The sequence below is a fragment of the Pseudomonas sp. MIL9 genome, from assembly GCF_016887925.1.
Classification (GTDB): Bacteria; Pseudomonadota; Gammaproteobacteria; order Pseudomonadales; family Pseudomonadaceae; genus Aquipseudomonas; species Aquipseudomonas mohnii.
Window position 1 is genome coordinate 324,958 of record NZ_JAFEHE010000001.1, and the last position, 19,459, is coordinate 344,416.

The 19,459-nt window shown below is 61.2% G+C and carries 16 protein-coding genes; 2 read left to right on the forward strand and 14 right to left on the reverse strand.

From position 1 onward, the window contains the following. Nucleotides 1-25: 25 nt before the first annotated feature. The 14 genes from JQF37_RS01505 to JQF37_RS31665 all read right to left on the reverse strand — a co-directional run bounded on the left by JQF37_RS01505 (nt 26) and on the right by JQF37_RS31665 (nt 18,030). Entirely contained in the window at nt 26-301 is a 276-nt protein-coding gene (locus JQF37_RS01505) for a peptidylprolyl isomerase (RefSeq protein ID WP_007933743.1), read from the reverse strand. 64 nt (nt 302-365) lie between these two features. Further along, nucleotides 366-2,903 carry a PAS domain-containing protein gene (locus JQF37_RS01510; RefSeq protein WP_130204049.1) on the reverse strand — a complete coding sequence of 846 codons (2,538 nt, stop codon included), beginning with the start codon at nt 2,901-2,903 and terminating at the stop codon, nt 366-368. A gap of 288 nt (nt 2,904-3,191) precedes the next feature. Then, nucleotides 3,192-5,147 carry an acetoacetate--CoA ligase gene (locus JQF37_RS01515; RefSeq protein WP_130204048.1) on the reverse strand — a complete coding sequence of 652 codons (1,956 nt, stop codon included), beginning with the start codon at nt 5,145-5,147 and terminating at the stop codon, nt 3,192-3,194. A gap of 83 nt (nt 5,148-5,230) precedes the next feature. Next, complete coding sequence (locus JQF37_RS01520) at nt 5,231-6,004, reverse strand: 3-hydroxybutyrate dehydrogenase (protein WP_130204047.1); 774 nt, start codon at nt 6,002-6,004, stop codon at nt 5,231-5,233. A 7-nt stretch (nt 6,005-6,011) separates the two neighbouring features. Next, entirely contained in the window at nt 6,012-7,403 is a 1,392-nt protein-coding gene (locus JQF37_RS01525) for a GntP family permease (RefSeq protein WP_130204046.1), read from the reverse strand. A gap of 287 nt (nt 7,404-7,690) precedes the next feature. After that, nucleotides 7,691-9,106: a sigma 54-interacting transcriptional regulator gene (locus JQF37_RS01530; protein ID WP_130204045.1), complete on the reverse strand. Its 1,416-nt coding sequence runs from the start codon at nt 9,104-9,106 to the stop codon at nt 7,691-7,693. A 135-nt stretch (nt 9,107-9,241) separates the two neighbouring features. After that, nucleotides 9,242-10,819: an ABC transporter ATP-binding protein gene (locus tag JQF37_RS01535; protein WP_130204044.1), complete on the reverse strand. Its 1,578-nt coding sequence runs from the start codon at nt 10,817-10,819 to the stop codon at nt 9,242-9,244. 13 nt (nt 10,820-10,832) lie between these two features. Further along, entirely contained in the window at nt 10,833-11,855 is a 1,023-nt protein-coding gene (locus tag JQF37_RS01540) for an ABC transporter permease (protein WP_130204043.1), read from the reverse strand. Beyond that, nucleotides 11,855-12,916: a microcin C ABC transporter permease YejB gene (locus JQF37_RS01545; protein ID WP_130204042.1), complete on the reverse strand. Its 1,062-nt coding sequence runs from the start codon at nt 12,914-12,916 to the stop codon at nt 11,855-11,857. Before JQF37_RS01545 ends, JQF37_RS01540 begins: the two co-directional genes overlap by 1 nt. Then, the gene (locus JQF37_RS01550; RefSeq protein WP_130204041.1) at nt 12,916-14,784 is read right to left on the reverse strand and encodes an extracellular solute-binding protein; all 1,869 of its coding nucleotides are present in this window, start codon (nt 14,782-14,784) and stop codon (nt 12,916-12,918) included. The genes JQF37_RS01545 and JQF37_RS01550 overlap by 1 nt, the downstream gene beginning before the upstream one ends. A 134-nt stretch (nt 14,785-14,918) precedes the next feature. Continuing rightward, nucleotides 14,919-15,200 carry a peptidylprolyl isomerase gene (locus JQF37_RS01555; RefSeq protein WP_047529711.1) on the reverse strand — a complete coding sequence of 94 codons (282 nt, stop codon included), beginning with the start codon at nt 15,198-15,200 and terminating at the stop codon, nt 14,919-14,921. Between the two features lie 106 nt (nt 15,201-15,306). After that, nucleotides 15,307-16,188, reverse strand: coding sequence for a triacylglycerol lipase (locus tag JQF37_RS01560; RefSeq protein ID WP_196584950.1), 882 nt, complete (start codon nt 16,186-16,188; stop codon nt 15,307-15,309). 287 nt (nt 16,189-16,475) lie between these two features. Next, nucleotides 16,476-17,564: a 3-deoxy-7-phosphoheptulonate synthase gene (locus JQF37_RS01565; RefSeq protein WP_130204039.1), complete on the reverse strand. Its 1,089-nt coding sequence runs from the start codon at nt 17,562-17,564 to the stop codon at nt 16,476-16,478. Between the two features lie 337 nt (nt 17,565-17,901). Continuing rightward, nucleotides 17,902-18,030: a hypothetical protein gene (locus JQF37_RS31665; RefSeq protein WP_262984223.1), complete on the reverse strand. Its 129-nt coding sequence runs from the start codon at nt 18,028-18,030 to the stop codon at nt 17,902-17,904. A gap of 159 nt (nt 18,031-18,189) precedes the next feature. Here JQF37_RS31665 and JQF37_RS01570 point away from each other — a divergent pair, with 159 nt between their 5' ends. After that, the gene (locus JQF37_RS01570; RefSeq protein ID WP_130204038.1) at nt 18,190-18,948 is read left to right on the forward strand and encodes a carbon-nitrogen hydrolase family protein; all 759 of its coding nucleotides are present in this window, start codon (nt 18,190-18,192) and stop codon (nt 18,946-18,948) included. Continuing rightward, entirely contained in the window at nt 18,948-19,391 is a 444-nt protein-coding gene (locus JQF37_RS01575) for a GNAT family N-acetyltransferase (RefSeq protein ID WP_204149441.1), read from the forward strand. The genes JQF37_RS01570 and JQF37_RS01575 overlap by 1 nt, the downstream gene beginning before the upstream one ends. Nucleotides 19,392-19,459: the final 68 nt, after the last annotated feature.

A 19,459-nucleotide genomic window follows, 5' to 3' on the forward strand; every position in this document is an offset into this window, starting at 1 on the left:
GCAAGCTCCCTCACCACAGGGGGCTTCAATCCCGGTAAAACACCTGCACCAGGTGATAGCCGAACTTGCTCTTGATCGGTCCATGCACCACCCGCAGCGGTTTCTTGAAAATCACCGCGTCGATGGCTCCGACCATCTGCCCCGGCCGCACTTCGCCCAGGTCGCCACCGCGCTTGCCGGACGGGCAGGTGGAGTACTTCTTGGCCAGCACATCGAAGGCTTCGCCCTTGGCGATGCGTTGTTTGAGCTGCTCGGCTTCTTCCGAGGTTTTCACCAGAATATGGCGGGCTTGAGCTTTCATGGGGCGGATACCTTGCAACGGTGGTGACATGGGTGTGACGCGGGGCGCGCGATTATGCCCTAACTCACTGCGGTTGGCCGATCATCGTGCGAATCTTGTTGGCCAGCAGATCAATGGAAAACGGTTTGGCCACCATGTCCATGCCTTCCTCGAGAAACCCCTGACGCTCGGCGGCTTTTTCCGCGTAACCGGTCATGAACAGCACTTTGAGTTGAGGCCGGTGCTGACGGGCAATTTCCGCCAGTTGCCGGCCATTCATGCCCGGCAAGCCGACATCGGTCACCAGCAAATCGACCCGCAGTCCGGATTCGAGCAGGGGCAGGGCGCTCTTTGCGTCTTCGGCTTCGTAGGCGTGATAGCCCAGCTCCTTGAGCAGGTCGAACACCAGCATGCGTACGGCCGGGTCGTCTTCCACCAGGACCACGGTTTCACCGGCAATGGCCGAGGGCGCCTCGCTGATGACCGGCGATAACACGTCTTGCGGTTCAACGCCGTGCAGGCGCGGCAGGTACAAGCGCACGCTGGTGCCCTGGCCGGGCATGCTGAACAGGGTCACATGGCCACCGGATTGCTGGGCGAAACCATAAATCATCGACAGGCCCAGCCCGGTGCCCTGGCCAATGGGTTTGGTGGTGAAGAACGGATCGAAGGCCTTGGCCAGGATCTTCGGTGTCATGCCCGTGCCGTTGTCGCTGACGGCGATCATCAGGTAATCCCCGGCCTTGACCGGTTCCAGGGTGGTGATGTCGCTGCCGTCGAGGTAGACGTTGGCGGTTTCAATGCACAACTCGCCACCATCGGGCATGGCGTCCCGGGCGTTGATCACCAGATTGAGCAGGGCGTTTTCCAGTTGGCTGACGTCAGTACTGACCGTCCAGACGTCTTTGGCCAGGCGCAGCTTGAGCTCGATATGGTCGCCCTTGGTGCGGCGGAACAGGTCTTCCAGGGAGTGAATCAGGTCGTTGGCGTTCAGCGGTTTGCGATCCAGCGACTGACGCCTGGAGAACGCCAGCAGACGATGGGTCAGGGCGGCGGCGCGGTTGGCCGAGGACACCGCTGCCTCGGTGAAACGGGCGATCTCGGCGGCGCGGCCGTCGGCGATGTAGCGTTGCATCAGGTCGAGGCTGCCGATAATCCCCGTGAGCATGTTGTTGAAGTCATGGGCAATGCCGCCGGTGAGCTGGCCCACCGCTTCCATTTTCTGTGCATGGCGCAGGGCTTCTTCGGCGCGCTCACGTTCGAACATCTCGTTCAGCAGCTTTTCGTTGGCCTCGGCCAGTTGCCGGGTTCGGGCGCTAACCCGTTCTTCGAGGGTTTCATTGAGGTTGCGCAGCGCTTCTTCGGTCTGTTTGCGCTCGGTTTCGTCGATCACGAAGATGTAGAAACCGTTCACCGCGCCGTCTGCACCGTGGCGCGGCAAATAGTTCATCAGTGCATGACGGATGCTCCCGTCACGGTGCGGCGTCTTGATGCTGAAACAGCAGGGCCTGCCGGACAGGGCTTCGGCGATGTACCCGGCGCGCAAGGCGTAGGCCTCGTCGCCCAACACCTCTCGAACGGTCCGGCCGTAGAGCTCCTGGGGTGTCAGGCCGTACCAGTCCAGATACGCGGCGTTGTTCAGGCGAAAGCGTTCCTCGCGGTCGACATAGCTGATCAGGATCGGCATGGCGTTGATGATCAGTTGCAGCTCGGTCTGGCTCTGGCGCAGGGCCTGCTCGGTGTTTTTGCGCTCGGTGAGGTCCAGGGCGGCACCCAGGAAGCGGATTGGCCGGCCATGGTGGTCCTTGTAGCAACGACCGCGGGCAAACACCCAGCGCAACTCGCCATCGGGTTGCAGCAGGCGGTATTCCTCGGCGTATTCGGTGCCATGGGCGATGCAATGCTTGATGCTGCGGGCGATCAGGGCACGGTCTTCCGGGTGCACGCCGTGAAGGTACTCGGTGATCGGCAACTGGCTGGCCATGGCCGGGTCGATGCCATGCAATTGGGCGAAATGGGCGTCAGCCAGGAAGCGGTCCTCGCTGATGTCCCAGTCCCAGGTGCCGACCGTGTCGGTGGCGGCGAGGGCCAGTTGCAGGCGTTCCTCGGTTTCCTGTTGAGCCTTGAGGCTGGCGGCGGAACGCTGTTCCAGTTCGAGGGCGATTCGACGGCGTTCGTTGGTTTCGATGGCGGTGACCAGAATCCCGGCCACCTCGGCGCTTTCGTCGCGAATGGGGCTGTAGGTCAGATCGAGCCAGAAGTCGGAATCCTTGCCGTCGCGCTGCAGGGTGAAGCGTTGTTCGCTGTAGGTCCGCACTTGCCCTTGCAGGACGGCTTTGTAAATCGGATCGGTAAAGTCCTTTAACTCTGGCCAGATAAGGTGTGTCGGTTGTCCGAAAGCGTACGGATGCTTGCTGCCGGCGAGCAGGGCGAAGCCGTCGTTGTAGATCTGCGTCAGCTGCTCGCCCCAGAGCAACAGCATCGGCATCGGTGAATGAATCACAATGTCCACGGCGGTTCGCAGGCTCTGCGGCCAGGTGCTGGCAGAGCCCAGCGGGCTGCTTTCCCAGTCCAGCCTGGCAATCAAGGCCTGGGCATCGCTGCCGGTCGGTGAGGCGTTCATCTAGGTGTCCTGCATCAAGTCGGTATGACGGCGTCTACTCAACTGGCTGAGCGGCAAACGCTGGATGCCCCGGCATTTCGGAGGTCCGGGCCATTTTATCCATTGAATGCTTCGTAGGTGTTTTTTGCTATGGGCATCAACGCGTATTAAGACAACTGGCCAATCTTTACGCGAATGTTGCATCTGACAAGCAAACCCTGTGGGAGCGGGCTTGCCCGCGATGTGGGTGGCACCGTCAACATTGACGTACCGTCATCGCGAGCAGGGTCGCTCCTGCAGTGGAATACCTTAGTCCCGCAGTTCCGGGCGGTCGTGGAATTGCTCCAATGCCCCGGGGTTGGCCAGCGCATCGGTGTTCTTCACTGTTTGCCCATGCACCACATTGCGCACTGCCAATTCGACGATTTTGCCGCTGATGGTCCGGGGGATGTCCGTGACCGCGACGATCTTTGCCGGCACATGGCGTGGCGTGGTGTTGGCGCGAATGGTCTGGCGAATCTGTTGTTGCAGCGCTTCGTCCAGTTCAACGCCTTCACGCAGTCGCACGAACAGCACCACCCGCACGTCATCCTGCCACTGCTGACCGATGGCCACGCTGTCGAGCACCTGCGGGATTTTTTCCACCTGGCGGTAGATTTCCGCCGTGCCGATGCGCACGCCGCCGGGGTTGAGCACGGCGTCGGAGCGGCCGTGGATCATCATCGCGCCGTGGGGCAGTTGTTCGGCGTAATCGCCTTGGGCCCAGACGCCAGGGAACTGACTGAAATACGACGCCCGCAGTTTTTCGCCGTCGGGGTCGTTCCACAAGCCAATGGGCATCGCCGGGAAGTGCCGGACGCACACCAACTCGCCTTTTTCACCAATGACCGGTCGACCGTCCTCGTTCCACACTTCAACCGCCATGCCCAGGCTCTTGCCTTGCATTTCACCGCGACGCACCGGTTGCAACGGGTTGCCGTTGACAAAGCAGGAGACGATATCGGTGCCGCCCGACATCGAGGCCAGGCACACGTCCGCCTTGAGGTCACGGTAGACGTAGTCGTAACTCTGCGGTGAAAGCGCGGAACCGGTGCAAAGCAGGGTTTTCAGGCTGCTCAGGTCATGGCTTTGCCGGGGTTTGACGCCGCTGGCTTCCAGTGTGGCGAGGTACTTGGGGCTGGTGCCGAAAACGCTGATGCGCTCGTCGTCGATCAGGTCGATCAAGCGTTCGGGGTCGGGATGAAACGGTGAGCCGTCGTACAGCACCACGGCACTGCCCACCGCCAGCGCCGAGACCAGCCAGTTCCACATCATCCAGCCGCAGGTGGTGTAGTAGAACAGGCGTTCGCCGGGGCCGAGATCGCTGTGCAAGCCGTGCTCCTTCACGTGTTGCAGCAACACGCCCCCGGTGCTGTGGATGATGCATTTGGGCACGCCGGTGGTGCCGCTGGAATAGAGGATGTACAGCGGATGGGCGAATGGCACGGCGACGAAATCCGGCTCGCCACCGGGGTCGTAGAAATCGTCCCACAGCGTCACATTGGCCGCCGTGCGGAAGTCTTCGATGTGAGCCTGCGGCCGGGCATAGGGCACTACGATCAACTGTTGCAACGAGGGCAGGCGTTCGAGGATTTCGTTGACCTTGACAGTCTGGTCGATCTCCTTGCCGGCATAGCGATAGCCGGCGCAGGTGAGCAGCACTTTCGGCTCGATCTGGCCGAAACGGTCGATCACCCCTTGGGTGCCGAAGTCCGGTGAAGAGCAGGACCAGATCGCGCCGAGGCTGGTGGTGGCGAGCATCGCCACCAATGTTTGCCAGGTGTTGGGCATGCACGCGGCCACCCGGTCGCCGAGGCCGACACCGGCGGCGATCAGGCCGTTTTGAAAGCCGGCGACATGCTCGGCCAGCTCCCCCCAGGTCAAGTGTTCGCGCTGCCCGTTTTCTGCCACGGCCACCACGGCCACGGCATCATCGCGGCGGCGCAACAGGTGCTCGGCGAAGTTCAGGGTCGCACCGGGGAACCACTGGGCGCCGGGCATTTGCGGGCCTTCTACCAGCACCGCGTCAGGTTGCTGATGGAAGCGGATGTCGAAGAAGTCGACGATGGCCTGCCAGAAATCCACGCGTTGATCGATGGACCATTGGTGCAGGGCAGGGTAGTCATCGATGTGCAGGTGGTGTCGCTGATTGATGAAGCGCCGAAAGGCCTCCATGCGGGTCTTGCCGATGCGTTCCGCACTGGGTTGCCAGAGGATGTCGGACATGGTTTGCCTCTTCTTATTCATGAGTTCAAGCGGGCATTTGTGGCGAGGGGGCAAGTCCTCTCGCCACAAGGGTTCAGCGGTGCTTACTGCGCCAGCCAACCACCATCTATGTTCCACGCCGCGCCGCGCACCTGGCTGCCGGCTTCGCTGCACAGAAACAGTACCAGTTCACCCAGTTGCGGCGGCGTGACGAATTCCAGAGACGGCTGCTTCTCGGCCAGCAGATCATGTTGCGCCTGTTGCGGGTCGATCCCGGTGGCGGCGCGGTCATCGATCTGCTTCTGCACCAGCGGTGTCAGCACCCAGCCGGGGCAAATGGCGTTGCAGGTGATTTGGGTCGTGGCGGTTTCCAGGGCGACCACCTTGGTCAAGCCGATGACCCCGTGCTTGGCCGCGACATAAGCCGCCTTGCCCACCGAGCCGACCAGGCCATGCACCGAAGCAATGTTGATCACCCGACCCCAGCCCTTGGCGCGCATGCCCGGCAGGCTCAGGCGTGTGCTGTGGAACACCGACGACAGGTTAATCGCGATGATCGAGTCCCAGCGCTCCACCGGGAACTCCTCCACCGGCGCTACGTATTGGATGCCGGCGTTGTTGACCAGAATGTCGATGCCACCGAACTCGCGCTCGGCATAGGCAATCATTTCGGCGATCTGTGCCGGGTCGCTGACGTCGGCCGGGTGATGGCCGACCTTGCCACCGTACTGCGCCACTTCGGCGATCACTTGGGAGGCATCGCCGAAGCCGTTGAGGATCAGGTTGGCCCCGGCCTTGGCCAGGCTGAGGGCAATGCCCAGGCCAATGCCGCTGGTGGAGCCGGTAACCAGTGCGGTCTTGCCCGAAAGAGTCGTCATGAATACCTCACACAATGCCAGTGGCGTAGAAAGTGCCGATCACGACGAAAACCGCCAGGGTCTTGATCAGCGTAATACAGAAAATGTCTTTGTAAGCCTCGCGGTGGGTCAGGCCGGTGACTGCGAGCAGGGTGATCACCGCGCCGTTGTGCGGCAGGGTGTCCATGCCGCCACTGGCCATCGCGGCTACACGGTGCAGCACTTCCAGCGGGATATTGGCCGCATGGGCCGCAGCGATGAATTGTTCGGACATGGCTGCCAACGCGATGCTCATGCCACCCGAGGCGGAACCGGTGATGCCGGCCAGCAGGGTCACGGTGATCGCTTCGTTGACCAGCGGGTTGGGAATGCTCTTGAGCCAGTCGGCCAGGACCAGGAAGCCGGGCAGGGACGCGATGACCGCACCGAAGCCGTATTCCGACGCGGTGTTCATCGCCGCCAGCAACGCACCACTGACCGCGCTTTTGCTGCCTTCGGCGAGTTTGCTGCGAATCGCCCGGAAGCCGAACGCGAGCACCATGATGATGCCCACCAGCAGCGCCGCCTGGACCGCCCAGATCGCCGTGAGTTTGGCGATGTCGGTGGTCACCGGCGCGGCCATGCCCGGCAGCGCGAGGCTGTGGGTCTTGCCGTACCACTGTGGAATCCACTGGGTGAACAGCAGGTTCATGATGCCCACGGCCAGCAGCGGCGACAGGGCGATCCACGGGTTGGGCAGCTTGATGTCGGCGGCGGTTTCCGGCTCGTTGCGCAGTTCGGTGCCATAACCTTCACCGGCGCGTTGGGCCTTGTTGCGCTGGCGCTGCAAAAACAGCATGCCGGCGCAGAACACGAAGATCGTGCCGATCACGCCCAGCCAGGGCGCGGCCCAGGCCGTGGTGTTGAAGAAGGTGCTGGGAATGATGTTCTGGATCTGCGGGGTGCCGGGCAGGGCGTCCATGGTGAAGGAGAACGCGCCGAGGGCAATCGTCGCCGGAATCAGGCGCTTGGGGATGTTGCTCTGGCGGAACATTTCAGCGGCAAACGGGTACACCGCGAACACCACCACAAACAGCGACACGCCGCCGTAAGTGAGCAAGGCGCAAACCAGCACGATCACCAGCATCGCCTGGCGGGTGCCGAGCAAGCGAATGGCAGCGGCGACGATCGAGCGCGAGAAACCCGACAGCTCGATCAGCTTGCCGAACACGGCACCGAGCAGGAACACCGGGAAATACAGTTTGATGAAGCCGACCATTTTCTCCATGAACACGCCGGTGAAAGCAGGCGCAACAGCAGAGGGGTCGGTGAGCAGAACGGCGCCGAGGGCGGCAATCGGGGCAAAAAGGATAACGCTGTAGCCACGGTAAGCAGCCAGCATCAACAGCGCGAGGGCTGCCAAGGCAATGATCACACTCATGGTGTGTCTCCTGGGTTGTTATTTTTGTAGGGTGGATCTTTTGTAGGAGAGCGCTATAGCGAATTGTGTGCCAGATAGTTAAGTGTATGAAATATAAGGGAATATTTAGATTTTCTTGGGGTGGGTCCAGGATTTTGTCTCTATATTGAGACTTTTGTTTGCTCGGCCGGCCTCATCGCGAGCAAGCTCGCTCCCACAGTTGGCCGAATTTTTGCAGTCGATCCAATGAACCTGTGGGAGCGAGCTTGCTCGCGATGGCCTGTCTAACAATGGAGATCCATGTCTCTTTATGGAGACTCTGCAATTCCCAACGCCAGCATCTTCTTGTACAGCGTCGACCGACCCAGCCCCAGTCGCGCCGCCGCTTCAATCACCTTGCCCCCGCATTGCGCCAGGGTGGTTTCGATCAATTGCCGATCGAAGCGTGCCCGGGCAGCGCTGAAGGTCTCGTTCGCCACCGGTTCGACGGGCAGCGGTGCCATGCGCTCCACTGGCGTAAAGGTCCCGATGGCCGCGCGGATATCCGCCACCGTGAGCCGCAGGTCGTCACTGAGCAACGCGGCCCGTTCCAGCACGTTGCGCAGTTCGCGAATGTTCCCCGGCCAGGCATGCTGCCCCAGCAGCGCCAGTGCCTCGCCGTTGAGTTCGTGCTGGCTGCGCAGCTCTTCAAGAATCGCTTCGCTGAGGGCGGGCAGGTCGTCGAGGCGGTCGCGCAGCGGCGGAACCTGAATGGGCAGGACGTTGAGGCGGTAATACAAGTCGGCGCGAAATTCGCCGCGTTTGATCGCGGCCTCCAGATCAGTTGAAGTCGCGGCGATCACGCGCACATCGCTTTGGATCACGTCGTTGGAACCTACCGGTTCGAACTCCTTTTCCTGCAATACCCGCAGCAATTTGCTTTGCAGCGGCAGGGGCATGTCACCGATCTCGTCGAGAAACAGCGTCCCGCCCTGGGCGATCTGCAACTTGCCGGCGCGGGCCTTGCGGTCGGCGCCGGTAAAGGCGCCGGGCGCGGTGCCGAAGAATTCCGCTTCCAGTAATGATTCGGGGATGGCCGCGCTGTTGATGCTGACAAACGCCTTGAGCGCGCGCGGCGAAGCATTGTGGATCGCCTGGGCCAGCAGTTCCTTGCCGGTGCCGGTTTCACCCAGCAGCAACACCGGCGAATCGGTACTGGCGCTGCGGCGAGCACGGCGTTTGACTTCCAGGCTGGCGGCGCTGGTGCCGATGAAATGGGCGAAGTTGTATTTGGTCTGCCGCGCCCGCAACAACGAGCGGGTCGAGGCCAGTTCTTCCTGCATGCTCATGTAGCGCTTGAGCATCGGCGACAGGCTGCGAAGTTCGTCGAACAGGGCAAAGCCGATGGCGCCGATCACTTCGCCGGCGTCGTCCTGAATCGGCAGGCGCATGACCACCAGCGGCTCCTTGGGGGTGTCCTGCATGTCGAGCAAAATCGGGCGTCCGGTGCGCACCACTTCGCGCAACAGGCTGCCGGGGATCACGCTTTCGCAGGCCTTGCCGATCGCGTTTTGCGCCGATTGCAGGCCGAAACGCTTGGCGTAGCGTTCGTTCATCCACACGATATTGGCGTCGCGGTCGACAATCACCGTGCCCTCGCTCGACTGTTCGATGATCTCGAACAATGAGCGGATCGCCAGCAGGCGTACGCGCTGGTAGTCCTTGAGGCTTTCGGTGGTGTTCATGGGGGCATGTCCTGATGGTGTGTTGTCAGTGCCGGCCACATCGCGAGCAGGCTCGCTCCCACATTGAAATACATTTCCCTGTGGGAGCGAGCCTGCTCGCGATGGCCGCGATGCGGTTCAGCGGCATGTGCCGGATTATGACGCCCCCGAATGCGCCGCGGCCAACAACTCCTTGGTGTACGGGTGCTGCGGCGAATCGAAGACGTCGTGGCTGGCGCCGCTTTCGACCACTTTGCCGTCCTTGACCACGATCATGTCGTGCGCGAGGGCGCGGACTACTGCCAGGTCATGGCTGATGAACAGATAAGTCAGGCCATGTTTTTCCTGAAGCTGGCGGAGCAGGGCGACCACTTGCTTTTGCACGGTGCGGTCCAGGGCCGAGGTCGGTTCGTCCAGCAGGATCAACGCCGGTTTCAGCACCAGCGCGCGGGCGATGGCAATGCGTTGGCGCTGGCCTCCGGAAAACTCGTGGGGATAGCGATGGCGGCTCTGCGGGTTGAGGCCGACTTCCTGCAGCGCCCGTATCACTTCGGCGTCGCATTGGTCGGGGCTCAACTGGCTATGGACTTCCAGGCCTTCACTGATGATCTGTGCCACGGACATTCGTGGGCTGAGACTGCCGAAGGGGTCCTGGAACACCACCTGCATCTTTTTGCGCCACGGCCGTAGCTGTTTCTGAGTCAGGCCATTCAACGCGTGGCCCTGAAAGCGAATACTGCCCTCGGAATCAAGCAGGCGCAGGATGGCCTGGCCGAGGGTGGATTTGCCGGAACCGGATTCGCCAACGATGCCCAGGGTCTTGCCGCGCTGCACATTCAGGCTGATGCCGTCCACGGCCTTGAGGTAAGTCTTGCGCTGAAACAGGCCGCCACCGACGGCAAACTGCACCCGCAGATCCTCCACCTCCAGGACTTTCTCCCGCTCGTCCCGGGGCAGGGCTTCGCCTTCCGGCTCGGCATTGAGCAGGACGCAGCTGTAAGGGTGCTTCGGTTCGGTGAACAGCGTTTCGCAGGGTGCCTGCTCGACGATTTCGCCGGCCTTCATCACGCACACCCGCTGGGCGATGCTGCGCACCAGGTTGAGGTCGTGACTGATCAGCAGCAACGACATGCCCAGGCGTTGTTGCAGGGATTTGAGCAGCAGCAGGATCTTGCGCTGCACCGTCACATCCAGGGCCGTGGTGGGTTCGTCGGCAATCAGCAATTCCGGTTCGCAGGCCAGGGCCATGGCGATCATCACCCGTTGACGCTGGCCGCCGGACAGTTGGTGGGGATAAGCCTTGAGCCGCTCCTTGGGTTTCTGGATGCCGACCAGATGCAGCAGCTCCAGAATCCGCGCTTGCGCCACCTTGCCAGCCAGGCCCTTGTGCACCAGCAAGGTCTCGCCGATCTGCTTTTCGATGCTGTGCAGCGGATTGAGCGAGGTCATCGGCTCCTGGAAGATCATCGCGATCCGGTTACCGCGCAGTTCGCGCAATACGCTGGACGGAGCGCCGAGCAGTTCACGGCCGCGATAGCGAATGCTGCCATGGCTTTCAGTGCCGCCCTCGGGCAGCAGTTGCAGGATCGAGTGGGCGGTCACCGATTTGCCGGAGCCGGACTCGCCCACCAGCGCCAGGCATTCGCCGGGGCGGATGTCGAGGCACAGATTGCGCACCACGGTCTCGCCACTGAAGGCCACGCTGAGGTCACGGATTTCGATCAGGTTGGTCATATCAATATCCGCATCAGGATCGGGGATCGAAGGCGTCGCGCAACGCTTCGCCAATGAACACCAGTAACGAAAGAATCAGCGCCAGGGTGAAAAACGCCGTCAGCCCCAGCCATGGCGCTTGGAGGTTCTGTTTGCCCTGAGCGATCAGCTCACCCAGGGAGGCGCTGCCGGCGGGCATGCCGAACCCGAGGAAGTCCAGCGCGGTAAGGGTGGAAATGGCCCCGGTGAGAATGAACGGCAGGTAGCTCAATGTCGCGTTCATGGCGTTGGGCAGGATATGTCGCACGATCACCTTGCGATCGCTCAGCCCCAGCGCCCGGGCGGCCTTGACGTATTCAAGGTTGCGTCCGCGCAGGAACTCGGCGCGCACCACGTCCACCAGGGCCAGCCAGGAAAACAGCGCCATGATCCCCAGCAACCACCAGAAATTCGGTTCGACGAAGCCCGACAGGATGATCAGCAGGTACAGCACCGGCAGCCCGGACCAGACCTCCAGCAGCCGTTGACCGATGAGGTCGACCCAGCCGCCGTAATAGCCTTGCAGGGCGCCGGCAGCGATGCCGATCAGCGCGCTGACGAAGGTCAGCATCAAGGCGAACAGAATCGACACTCGCGCGCCGAAAATCACCCGCGCCATCACGTCCCGCGCCTGATCGTCGGTGCCCAGCCAGTTCACGCTGGAGGGCGGGCTCGGGGACGGTTTGTTCAGGTCATAGTTCGGCGTGTCGTCACTGAACGCAATGGGCGGGAACAGCAGCCAGCCACCGTCCTTCTTGATCAGGTTCTGCACGTAGTCGCTGCGGTAGTCGGCCTGGAACGGCAGTTGCCCGCCGAACGCCTGTTCGGTGTAGCGCTTGAGGGCAGGGAAATACAATGAGCCCTGGTAGCTGACGATCAGTGGCTTGTCGTTGGCGATCAGTTCGCCGCCCAGGGTCAGCATGAACAGACCGACAAACAGCCACAGCGACCACCAGCCACGGCGGTTTTTCTTGAAGCGTTCGAAGCGGCGACGGCCCAACGGCGAAAGCTTGAACATCAGGCGTTCCTCGCGGCGAAGTCGATACGCGGGTCGACCAGGATGTAGCACAGGTCACCCACCAGTTTTATCAGCAGGCCGAACAAGGTGAAGATGAACAGCGAACCAAACACCACCGGATAGTCCCGCGAAACCGCCGCTTCGTAACTCATGCGGCCTAGGCCGTCGAGGGAGAAAATCACCTCGATCAACAGCGAACCGGCAAAAAACACGCTGATAAATGCCTGGGGAATCCCCGACACCACCAGCAGCATCGCATTGCGGAACACGTGGCCGTACAGCACGCGGCGTTCGCTCAGGCCCTTGGCACGGGCGGTGACCACGTACTGGCGGGTGATTTCATTGAGGAACGAGTTCTTGGTCAGGATCGTCAGGGTCGCGAACCCGCCGATCACCAGCGCCGTCACCGGCAGCACGAGGTGCCAGAAGTAGTCGACGACCTTGCCCAGGGTCGACAGTGACTCGAAGTTGTCCGAGACCAGCCCGCGCACCGGGAACCAGTTCAGCGACGTACCCCCGGCGAACACCACGATCAGGAACATCGCGAACAGGAACGCCGGCATCGCATAGCCGATGATGATCGCGGTGCTGCTCCAGATATCGAAATGGCTGCCGTGGTGCACGGCCTTGCGGATCCCCAGCGGGATCGACACCAGATACGTGATCAGCGTCGCCCAGAGCCCGAGGGAAATGGTCACCGGCATTTTTTCCAGGATCAGGTCGGTGACGGTGGCGCCACGGAAGAAGCTCTTGCCGAAATCCAGGCGTGCGTAGCTGGTGAGCATCAGCCACAGGCGTTCGTGGGCCGGTTTGTCGAAGCCGTATTGCTTCTCGATGTCCTTGATCAGTTGTGGGTCGAGCCCGCGACTGGCCCGGGAACTGCCGCTCATGGCTTCGCTGGAGCCGCCGCCGACACTGACGCCGCCGATGCCTTGCAAATGGGCGATGGCCTGTTCCACCGGGCCACCGGGTGCGGCCTGGACGATCACGAAGTTGACCAGCAGGATGATCACCAGCGTCGGAATGATCAGCAGCAGGCGCCGCAGAATGTAAGTCCACATCAGTGTGGCCCTCCGGGTTTGCCACGGCGGATGCGCTCGGCGGTCATTTGCTGGTTGGTCAAGGGTGTGGTGCTCACTTCCCACCAGCTTTCGATGGCTTCGTCATTGCTCGCTTGCACGTCGGGCATGCCGAAGCGATTCCACCACACGGTGGAGGTGCCCGGCGGGTAGTAGTTGGGAATCCAGTAGTAGTTCCACTGCAACACCCGGTCCAGGGCATGGGCGTAGCGCAACATGTCGGCCTGGGTGTTGGCGCGCACCAGGCCGTTGATCAGGGTATCGATGGCCGGATTCTTCAGGACCATGTAATTGTTGGAGCCTGGGTCAGTGGCTGCCGCCGAACCGAAATAGTTGAGCAGTTCGCCTCCCGGAGACGTGGTGACCGGGTAGCCGGTGACGATCATGTCGTAGTCGCGGCTCATCAGACGATTGACGTACTGCGAGGAATCGATGCGGCGGATATTCATGTCGATGCCGATCTGTTTCAGGGTGCGCTTGTAGGGCAGCAGCAATCGGTCCATGCCGTTCTGGCTGACCAGGAAAGTGAAGCTCAGCGGATCTCCGTCGGCGTTGACCAATTGATCGCCATCCGGTTTCCAGCCGGCCTGTTCCAACAGGTCCAGGGCCTGCAACTGCTTGTCGCGGATCACGCCACTGCCGTCGGTTTTGGGGGCTTCGAACACAGTGGTGAATACTTCGTCGGGAATCTGCCCGCGAAGCGGTTCAAGAATCGCTCGCTCGCCGGCATCCGGCAGTTGCCGGGCGGCGAGGTCGGTGTTGGAAAAGAAACTCTGCTGGCGGATGTACATGTTGCGCATCATCTGCCGGTTGCTCCATTCGAAATCCCAGAGCATGGCCAGTGCCTGGCGTACCCGGCGATCCTGAAACATGGGCTTTTGCAGGTTGAATACAAAACCCTGGCTCGGTTGCGGCGCTTCGGTCGCCAGATGCGCTTTTTGCAGTCTACCGTCGCTCAGGGCCGGGCTCTCATAACCGATGGAGTAACCGGTGGCGGAAAACTCGCGGTTGTAATCATAGGCTCCCCCGCGCAGCACCTGGCGTGCCACGTCGGTATCGCCGAAGTACTCGATGCTGAAATGATCGAAGTTGTACAGGCCGCGGCTGACCGGCAGGTCCTTGCCCCACCAGTCGGGATTGCGCTCGAAGGTGATGCTGCGCCCGGAGTCGACCTTGCTGACCTTGTAGGGCCCGCTGCCCAGTGGGGGTTCGTAACCGCCGCCACCGGCGAAGTCGCGGGTCTTCCACCAGTGTTCGGGAAACACCGGCAGAGTCGCGATGTCCAGCGGCAGGGTTCGGTTTTCGTTGGTCTTGAAGTCGAAGCGAATGGTCAATGGCGCCTCGACTTCGACGCCTTTGACGTCAGCGAATTGAGTGCGATAGCGCAGACTGCCCTGGGTCATCAATAGATCGAAGGTGTAGCGCACGTCTTCGGCGGTGATCGGCTTGCCGTCGGCGAAACGCGCCTTGGGGTTCAGATAAAAACGCAGGGACAAACCGTCATCGGAGCGTTCCATCTGCCGCGCCACCAGGCCGTATACGGTATAGGGCTCATCCAGCGAGCGCTGGGCCAGCGGCGAGTAGATCAGGCCGTCAATCTGCGTGACGCCAATGCCTTTGTCGATATATGGCAATACGTGATCGAAGTGCCCGATTTCGATCGCCGAGCGACGCATCGTGCCGCCCTTGGGGGCTTGTGCATTGGTGTAGGCAAAGTGGCTGAAACCGGCAGGGTATTTGGCCGGTTCGCCATAGACGGTCAACGCATGTTGCGGGGCGGCATTCACACCGGCGGCGCCTGAAATCAAGGCCACGGCAGTGAAGAATAAAGTCGGGAAAGCCAGTCGCATTGTCAGCCTTAGAGCCGGGTGGTCGTTAACGACAATTTGTACGCTAGCGGCGCGTCCCTCGCCAGCCTATTGCGTATCTGAAGCACAACGGCCCACCAAAAGGCGGGCCGTTGCGCGTAGAGCTCGGGTGTCGATCAGTCCTGACGGCTGGTCACTTCCAGCAGGTGGTAACCGAACTGGGTCTTGACCGGACCTTGCACCACGTTGATCGGTGCGCTGAACACTACGGTGTCGAATTCCTTGACCATCTGGCCCGGACCGAACGAACCCAGGTCACCGCCCTGGCGGCTGGAAGGGCAGGTGGAGTTGGCTTTGGCGATTTCGGCGAAATCTGCGCCAGCCTCGATCTGGGCCTTGAGTTCGTTGCACTTGGCTTCGCTGGCAACAAGGATGTGGCGGGCAGTGGCTTTAGCCATGGGAAATACTCCTTTCAATATTCGGCAAAGTGCTGAGCCTACCGGATTCGGTGGGCTATTTCTCCTCAAAGTTCCGTTCCATAGGGCCCGAACAGTGAGAGCCTTATCAAAGACCGGCTTTTTTCAGGCGTTCGGCATGCCGCACATACAGGTCGATCGGGTCGACCTTTTTGGCAAGTTGAACGGCCGGCGCCTGGAGTGTGCCGAGATGATCGAGTGCATAGTCGGACCGGATGACGGTGCCCAGATGGGAGCTGTATCGACCCACCATGCCATCGTTCTGCTGCGCTTCAGTGGTGAAATACTGGGAAAATGCACGCAAAAAGCCATGCAGCGGATCGAGTGCCTCCAACCCGTCGTCCAGAATGCTGGTCTGCAGGATACCGCTCCAGGAGTAATAGCGAACGCCGTTGACCAGTTCCCGCCCCTTGCCACCCCAGGTTTTCGGTAGGCCTTGAGGGTACTTTTCATTGAAGTGGCTCACGCCCTCGGTGCTCAGGGCGTTCAGCGCGGCGATGGCATTTTGGGGCAGATGACGATGACCGCTGAGTAACGAGAGGAAGTCTGCGAACAGGGTCGCGACCGTTTCCGCCACGTGTTCCGGCAGACCTCCGGGTGTCAGCGCCTTGCGCAGGAAGTCAGCCAGTTCCGAGCCATGGTTCGGCCCGCTGACAGACGTCACCGAGGCCACGCATTGTGGAGCAACCGCTCCCGCATACCGGGCGGCGAGTGCCCCCTGGCTATGACCGATCAGGTTGACTTTATTCGCGCCGGTCCCTTCCAGAACCCGTTCGATCTGCGCCAGTAGCTGCTCGCCCCGCGTTTCGTTGCTGTGGGTCGCCGACAGGTGTGGCACGAACACCCTGGCACCCGCACTGCGCAAGGCCTGTTTGATGTCGTGGAAGAGCTCGAAGGTGCCGATTCGGTCAAAACCGAAAAGCCCGTGGACCAGCAGGATTGGATATTGAGTGTTTGCATTCCTTTGCATGTTCATTCCTTTCAGCCGTTCAGGGAGGTGTGTCGTGCCTCACTCTAAAGCACTCCGACGGCCGCGCGATGTATGAAAAAGCCGCTGTATCCCGATGAAAACGGGCTAGAAACAGTGAGAGAACTCGGATGTGAATGAAGTCTTGATCGGAATGTCCGGAGAGCTTTTCAGTGTCTGCTGAGTGTAAATCAACAAATGGCCTACTTCGTGTAGGCCATTTTTCCGCTAAATCTGAAAGGTTCCAACCGCCGACCAGTCCCCGGGTGAAGACGGTCGGTGAGTCGGGGTCATACCGGTTGTGGATTGCTGCGTTGTACGCGCAGGCGCTCTGCGGCCTGACGCAGCAACGCTTGCGTGCCGGCCCAGCCCAGGCAGCCGTCGGTGATCGACATGCCGTATTTCAGCGTCGGGCTCAGCGGCTGGCAACCTTCGAACAAGTGACTTTCGATCATCATGCCGATCAGCGAGCGATCGCCTTGCAGGCGCTGTTCGAGCACATCGTTGAACACCGCCGGTTGGCGCAGCGGATCTTTGCCGCTGTTGGCGTGGCTGCAGTCGACCATGATCCGTGCCGGGATCTTCAGTCGGGTCAAATCGCCGTGCACTTTGGCGACGCTGGCCCGGTCGTAGTTCGGCCCGCCATGACCGCCGCGCAACACCAGGTGAGTGTCCGCATTGCCCGGGGTCTGGATGATCGCCGGATGCCCTTGGCTATCGACGCCGAAATGGCGGTGCGGATGCGCGGCCGAGCGCATGGCGTCACTGGCGACCCCGACCCCGCCGTCGGTGCCGTTCTTGAAACCGACCGGCATGCCCAGGCCGCTGGCCATCTCGCGATGGATCTGTGACTCGGTGGTCCGGGCGCCGATGGCCACCCAGCTCAGCAGGTCGTCGAAGTAACCGGCAGCCATGGGTTGCAGCAACTCGGTGGCAACCGGCAAACCCATGAGGAGCATTTCGCGCATCAGTTCGCGGGACAGGGTCAGGCCGCCTGCCATGTCGTCGCTGCCATCCAGGTGCGGATCATAGGCCAGGCCTTTCCAGCCGACGGTGGTGCGAGGCTTTTCGACGTAGGCACGCATCACCAAGAGCATGTCGTCGCTGACTTCGGCGGCGAGTTGAGCCAGGTTGCCGGCGTATTCGAGCGCGGACTTAGGATCGTGGATCGAGCAGGGGCCGACGATGACCAGCAGACGGGAGTCTTCACCGTTGAGGATCGCCCGAACAGCCTGGCGATGAGCAGCGACTTGCTGGGTCAGGGCGTTGGTCAGTGGCAATTGCTGTTTGAGTTGCAACGAGCTTGGCAGGCGCAGGGTCAGCGCTTCGTTGGCAGGACTCAGGGTGGACAGTGGCAGAGCAGAGACGGACGAGTTCATGTTCAGGCTTCCTGGGCAGGCGGCGGGTTCGTTCCCGCGCACTCGGCCCTACTGGGGTGTTCGACAATTGGCCGGATTGGCTACGTGTGTGTGCTTGCCACCTGTGGGTGACCGATCGGAGGCGGCATGCTGTCCCGAGCGGAGGGTGGTAAATCGCCAGGCGGTAAAACTGTCGTAACGGTAATAAGTGGCGTAGTTCATTGCGTTGATCCTCAAGGTGTCTGGTGTGTCGCAGAAAATGTCAGGTGCTGAAAAAACAAAACCCCCGGTCGGGAGGCCGACCGGGGGTTGAGAATTCTCTGGTGGCGACCCGTTTAAAGTGGGCGCCGGGTGGGTATCAGGCGCGCCAGTGGCTAAACCAATACCCAAAATAAAAGCTGACCGGAGCACAAATGTCGCTCACCCGGGCAGCCGCAACCGAGCGCAGGGCGCTGGCGGTAGGAAGCGGTGAGAGGGTGTTGATCATGGTGTATCTCCGATGGATGGTCCGAGCTTACTCGAGCCAGGTACAAGGATTCAATCAGAAATTGCTATCGATGATTCAGGGCATTCTCAATCAGTTGAGCGCCTTGGAGGTTGTGACACACTCTGCGTTTCCGAATACATCACGTCACAAGGACGGAACATGCCGCCTCTGATCATCGCCGCCGCCCAATCGTCTTCCATTGCCGGCGACCTTGCCGGCAATATCGCCCGGCATCAACGCTTCATGCGGGTGGCAGCCGAGCATGGCGTGCAATTGCTGGTGTTCCCTGAGTTGTCGTTGACCGGTTACGAGCGCGGACTCGCGGCACAGTTGGCGCTCGCGCCGGAGGCTGCCGTGCTGCAACCGCTGCGTGATTTTGCGCAGGAAGTCGGGGTGACGACGGTGGTCGGGATGCCGATACGTCTGTCTGATGCTGCTCCCGTATTGATCGGAGCGCTTGTACTGGGCGCCGATGGTTCACTCGGGGTCTATAGCAAGCAGCATTTGCACCCGGGAGAAGAGGTCGCATTCGCACCCGGATATGGCGGCAAGACGCTGCTTGTCGGTGCCGATACGGTCGCCCTGGCGGTGTGTGCAGACTTTACCCATGCCTCCCATGCCGCTGCGGCAGCACAGCAAGGGGCTGACGTGTACGCGGCCGGAGTGTTGATCACCGAAAAGGGCTATGGCCCGGATACGGCGTTGTTGAAAGGTTATGCGCAAACCCATTCGATGGTCGTGCTGATGGCGAACCATGGAGGCGCCACGGGAGGCTGGGAGTCGGCGGGGCGCAGTGCAATCTGGTCGGGGGGCGGCTTCTTGATTGCAGCTGCACCGGGTGCCGGTGACTTGATGGTCGTTGCTCGACGCGATACTGACGGATGGAACGGACAAATCGTGCCGGTCAGGGAGGTTTGATGGGCTTCGAATGGTGCGCGGCGACGGAGGGTGATCTCGATTTCGCGCGCGAACTGACCCGCAGGAACATGCTGCGCTATTACATTCGATACGACCTGTTATGGCAGGACGAGGCGTTCGACGTCGCCTGGGTGGGGCGTGAAAACCGGATCATCATGCGTGATGACAGTCGAGTGGGGTATGTCAGTCTGAGTCGGGATCCCCGGGCCCTGTACATCCGCGAACTGCACATCGTCGAAGCATGCCGAGGGCGGGGGGGCGGGTCCTGGGTGATCGATCAGGTATTGGCCATGGTTCGCCAGGAACGACGCCCGGCATTGCGTTTGACGGTGTTTGAAAATAATCCGGCGCGAGCCTTGTATGAAAGAAAGGGCCTACAGGTGGTGGGCGCGGACGAGTGTTTCCTGAGAATGCAGCGTGATGTCGAGGGTTCGCATCGCTGAAACACGCTTGCCACAAGCCTTTCAAGATGTATTGAAACTTTTTATATGGCGCTTGCCGCTAGGTCTGC